The sequence below is a fragment of the Rhizobacter sp. P3_C12 genome, from assembly GCF_056402735.1.
This window is the reverse complement of record NZ_JBFUGW010000388.1, coordinates 1-4,532: the sequence shown is the minus strand read 5'-3', so window position 1 is coordinate 4,532 and position 4,532 is coordinate 1. Positions and strand designations below refer to the sequence as shown.

Annotated in this window: 4 protein-coding genes; all 4 read right to left on the bottom strand. The window is 60.4% G+C overall.

Annotation, left to right across the window (positions count from 1 at the left end; translation table 11 throughout):
- Window positions 1-253: 253 nt before the first annotated feature.
- The gene (locus AC1DXV_RS31675) at window positions 254-724 is read right to left on the bottom strand and encodes a hypothetical protein (RefSeq protein ID WP_477870282.1); all 471 of its coding nucleotides are present in this window, start codon (window positions 722-724) and stop codon (window positions 254-256) included.
- An 808-nt stretch (window positions 725-1,532) separates the two neighbouring features.
- Complete coding sequence (locus AC1DXV_RS31670) at window positions 1,533-1,739, bottom strand: DUF2283 domain-containing protein (protein WP_477831120.1); 207 nt, start codon at window positions 1,737-1,739, stop codon at window positions 1,533-1,535.
- A 111-nt stretch (window positions 1,740-1,850) separates the two neighbouring features.
- A complete protein-coding gene (locus AC1DXV_RS31665; protein ID WP_477869439.1) occupies window positions 1,851-2,444 on the bottom strand; it encodes a DUF4844 domain-containing protein in 594 nt (197 codons plus the stop codon).
- Between the two features lie 555 nt (window positions 2,445-2,999).
- Complete coding sequence (locus tag AC1DXV_RS31660) at window positions 3,000-3,506, bottom strand: hypothetical protein (RefSeq protein ID WP_477869437.1); 507 nt, start codon at window positions 3,504-3,506, stop codon at window positions 3,000-3,002.
- Window positions 3,507-4,532 lie beyond the last annotated feature (1,026 nt).

Below are 4,532 nucleotides of genomic sequence, written 5' to 3'. Positions count from 1 at the left end.
TCGCAAGACAGCTCTCGCGCCACAAGCCCATCGAGGCGCGTAGCTTGACCGGCAGCGCGGCTTGCAGCTCAGAGATACACCGAGCAGAGCCGCGCCGTCTGGCAGAGCGCCGCATCTTCCGTCAGACATGTTCTGTTGAACGCCCGCTCTCACGAGCGGCGAACTGCAGGTGTCGACCCGTTGCCGTCGTTCGACGCCTCGTTTTCAAAGCCGCAAAGCTGCCAGCCGCCGCCAGATCCTCCTGATGGCAAGGTTAGGTCTGCCGCGGGTCAAGCGCCTTGAACGGGGCAAAGTGCCAGAGGATGAACGCTATGCCGAGACCAATGAGAGAGCCCAGGCCCCACATGACCTTCGCGGTGCGGAAAACAGGCGCCTGCGACTCTTGGGAGGCGACTGTTTTTCCATCAAACTCAGCGGCGACGATCCAACGCCCACCCAAGAGGCCGACATCTTGCAGCCACACACGAAGTAGCGCGCCCTTACGCGGAATGGGCAACTCGCAGAGCTTTGGCGCCTCAATGCACTGCACCCGGACTTCACCAAAGGAAGGGGTTTGTAGAAAGAGGTAATCCACGCCCTTTAATCTTGATCGAGTAGCGAGGGCGGTCGTCTCTACTGCTTTGGAGAGTTGTAGGCGTGAGGGCAAGAGCAGCCAACTGGCGGCGAAAAAAATGGCTGCCGGTACTGCGATCCAACGGGCAATTGTGAAGCGAAGATCCGTCATGAAGTCTTACGTTTGGCTCAAGAGGCTGAGCGCGTGCGAGTCGCCCCGCAGACGGAATTTATCTGCATTTCCGATTGCGCGGACGTCTGGTCGGCGGCGGCCAGTGTTGACACCTGCAGCCCGTCGCCCGGGCCCGAAAACTCCTGCTCCGCGACGCTGCTTGTTGCATCGTAGCCTCTCACAGCGTTACCCGGGAACAGACGCTGCCCAAGGACGGCTTGTGGCCGGGTGGAGCCTTCCGTCAGTGAGCGCCTCTTGTGAGTGCGACGCGCGCCGGTGCAAGCGCGTGGGCCGCGTCGGGGCTGCCATCGCGGCCAGCTCGCTCGATGACTTCCAGCAATGCACGTCCTGCTTCCGACCGTGGTTCCACTCGCACTGGAACCGGGAAAACGGGATACCAACGCTGCAGATAGACACGAAAGTCCGAAGCATTCCGTTCGAGGCTGCCATGCACGTCAACCGCAATCTTCTTGCCCGCGGCATCAGTGAGCTCAATCCATGCTGACCCGCCGTCTGCGAGGAATACTGAGTCGGTAACTCGGATGGGGCTGCTCATATCAGGARCGCGCCCGGCAAGARCGTAGGTAGCCCAGAGCACTGCGCAAGCGACGACAGTCGCGCATGCAAGTTTCGCTGTTCGCTGGGTCAATTTWTTMATCATCTGGTTCGGTGCAGGCTCACCTGAAAGCAGTCTATCCCCAGCGTCTGCAACTGGCCGGTGGCAGCCGTTCGCTCACTTGAGCGGAGAGACTTCGCCGACTCGTTGCCACAATCCGAATCCGAGGGCTCGCAACGATCCCGCTCGGCTTCAGGCGAGGACTTCCACGCCAATCAGATGCCCTTGGGCGTCAAAGTCCAAGTACAAGTCCGGGCCCTTGTACGGCAACAGGCTCGCTAGACGCACTGTTTTTGTCACGCAACCAGGAGTTCCTTTGCCTGGGTGACCGGGCAGGGACAAATAGGCAACGTCGTGATCGTCCGGGTTGACGGCAAGAGAGATATGACTGGTATCCATTTGAATCTCTGAAGATCGAACTGATGAGCAGGAGGTTCAAGTCGGCTGCGCCGAAGGAGACATTCGCGAAGGGGAGCTTCTGGCCGGCATGCGACGTCCTGTGTGGCTTCATCAGATGCCGCCCAAGTAGAAGGTCAAAAGGCCATCCGAGCTCTCGATGTCGAGGATGTCCATGATCGATTCCAGCTCTGTCCCGAAATGCTCTCTCCCTTCGGTGTCCTCATGCTCAACCTGGACGAGAACGCGTTGGAACTGCGCCATGACCCACAGCTTGCTTGGATTGGAAGTGAGCCCAGCGATCAGGATGTCAACCAAGCCGTTCAGCAGCTGCGAGAGCCGTTCGCGTTCGCCAGTAGGGTCGAGCCCTGGCAGATCGCCCAACTTGGCACCGCTCCGATAGGCAGACAACCTCTCCAACTGATCGGGACCGATGGTCAATGGTTCATCAGCCACGCCATTGAGCGGATCATGTTTCACTGCGGCTGTAACTTCCGGAGCGGTAGCCTCGAGCTCTGGATAGTGATCAAGAAGCCGTGCTCGAAGCCCGAAAAGCACCGCGTCAGTAGTCTCACCGTGTGCCCGGACGGCGTCATCGCGCTCGGGGCCGTCGGGCAGTTCACCTAGAACCTGATACGCCTCGCAAAGCACTGTGAATGCTCGCTGATATACGTCATAAAGCTTGGTCGCCTGCTCCCGTTCGATCATCGCCTGTCCGTAGATGAGTTGCGAACTGATGGTAGCGCGGCGAAACGCTGCGGTTGGGGGGCCCAGAGCTGACGCTAGTGACTGGCTGGTTGTGGCCCTGAGGCTGTCACGGGGGACCTCAAGCCGTTACCCACGACCTCAGAATCGCAGCACCAAGCGGCAGAGCCGCCAAGAGCGCTCCTGTCGACGCGGCGCACCCCTCGAACCAGTTCAGTGAGCCTTCGTTCTGCCACGACATCCACTGCCTTGTTCGAGCAGAGTTTGAMGCTGACGCCAACACCACGAGACCAGCGCCGATGCCTGACAGCCAGAAGCATGGTGGTCGTAGCACAACCAAGATGACGCCGATGGACAGTACGGCAACGAGCCATCTTCGGACCCTCGAATTCTTGAGCGTAAATGCTTGATCCACGCTGACCAGCCTACCCGAAAGCCGTCACTCACGACGGACCGCTTGTGGCCGATTGCAGGTCTGCGCGCCGTGCGCAGCGAGCGACCGCTGATAGTTTCATTGATCTGTCGGCTCAACGCCAGTACGCAGCATCCGTCGTGCGYTCAGTCCGGYAYCTCACCGCCGCAGGTCTTCCAGTTGAAGCGCGTGATCCGTASCATCGCCTGGCCATCGCCTTCATCAACGGGCGTGAAGGCACGGCTGGTGATTCGCTCATCTTCCACAAATGCGCGACGCAGCGGAGACAACACGCCGAGGCACGCAGCATCGTCGGACAGATGGTGATATGTCAGCGCCAAGTCGTTGCGCACTTGCGCCTCGTCGGGCAGCCAGTACATGAAGCGGCCGCAGCGATTCAGCAAGGCGCTGAGGGCCTCCGCGGCTTCCCGATACTTTCGGCCGCGGTACAGCGCAGTGAAACGGTCGCGCTCATGCTTCACAAGCACTGCACGGCAGGCTGGARCTTCGCGGTAATAGTCGCCCTGGAAGAAGGCGCGAGATCCGCAAGGCCCCCTGCATGCGGCCTCGGTGGCCGGATCCGGGTTGATCGACACTCGGTCGAGGCTTCTTTCGAAGCTGATCTTGCATCCCTCCTGCGTCACAGCCTTCATGTCTCGAACGGTGGCCTCCAGTCCGCACGAGTGGCCGTTTGYCCCGATGGTGTCCAGTTGAAGCTTGCCATCCTTCTCAACGACCRACGTACCCCATCCTCCCTCGGTGATGTACGTGCCCGCAGGAATCGACTGGGCTTGAACGGCGTGTGTTGCACAGCTTGCAGCCAGCACGATCGCAGCGTATCGAAGCATTGGAATCATTCTCTTAGAACCCCTCGAAAGGAACAACACCGGAGAGGCTTGCGAACTGTTCGAAAGCTGCCTGTCACGACCGACTGGTCGTGGACGGTCGCTTGCCTCGCCCGGTCGCCTGTAGACGMCCCGTTGCTGTCAGTCGGTTGCCCCGACGATATGCGGGTGCGCAGTCGTTTGCCGGGCTAGGGAGTTCGGTAGATTGGTGTCTGCACACTCGATGAAACGACTATCCATTCACCGTCTTTCTCCACGTATCGGAACACGTCCTTGAATCGGTGGTCGTCACCGGTGCAGTTGCCCCATACGTCCACCCACAGGGCTCCMCCTTCTGACTCACCACCCACGGCTCTGGTGAGMGTACATCCCGAATGCAGCTTCGCAAAATCAGCTGCCACCTGCGCATCGGTGGGGCCGCTGCAGCCCAAGATCGATGCGCCGCAGAGAGCCGTAGCCGCCACTGCCAAGACACGACCGAGAACAGAGGGAAGCTGTTGAGGAGTCATCCGCAGAGCTTGRGTCGATATCGCGAAGCCAATGTGAAGTCTGCGTGCTCCGAGGCCATATCGCTCGCCCGACAGCASTCGTCCACTAGCGACAGGAAGTGGCCGACTGTGCTCCTTCGCCCGTCGCCCCGAAAGCGGTCGCGCGTGGCGACCGACCAAGCAACGACCGACTGCTTGCAGGCGAATGCACGAACATACACTGTCGGCCACGAGCAGCCCTTCGCGACCGGCTGCTTTGACGATCGGCCGGTGGCCCACGGGCCCCAATCTCGGTCCCGAATCGGAGAGCAGCTCGGAGCGCACCTGCATGCGTACACTGTGGCCC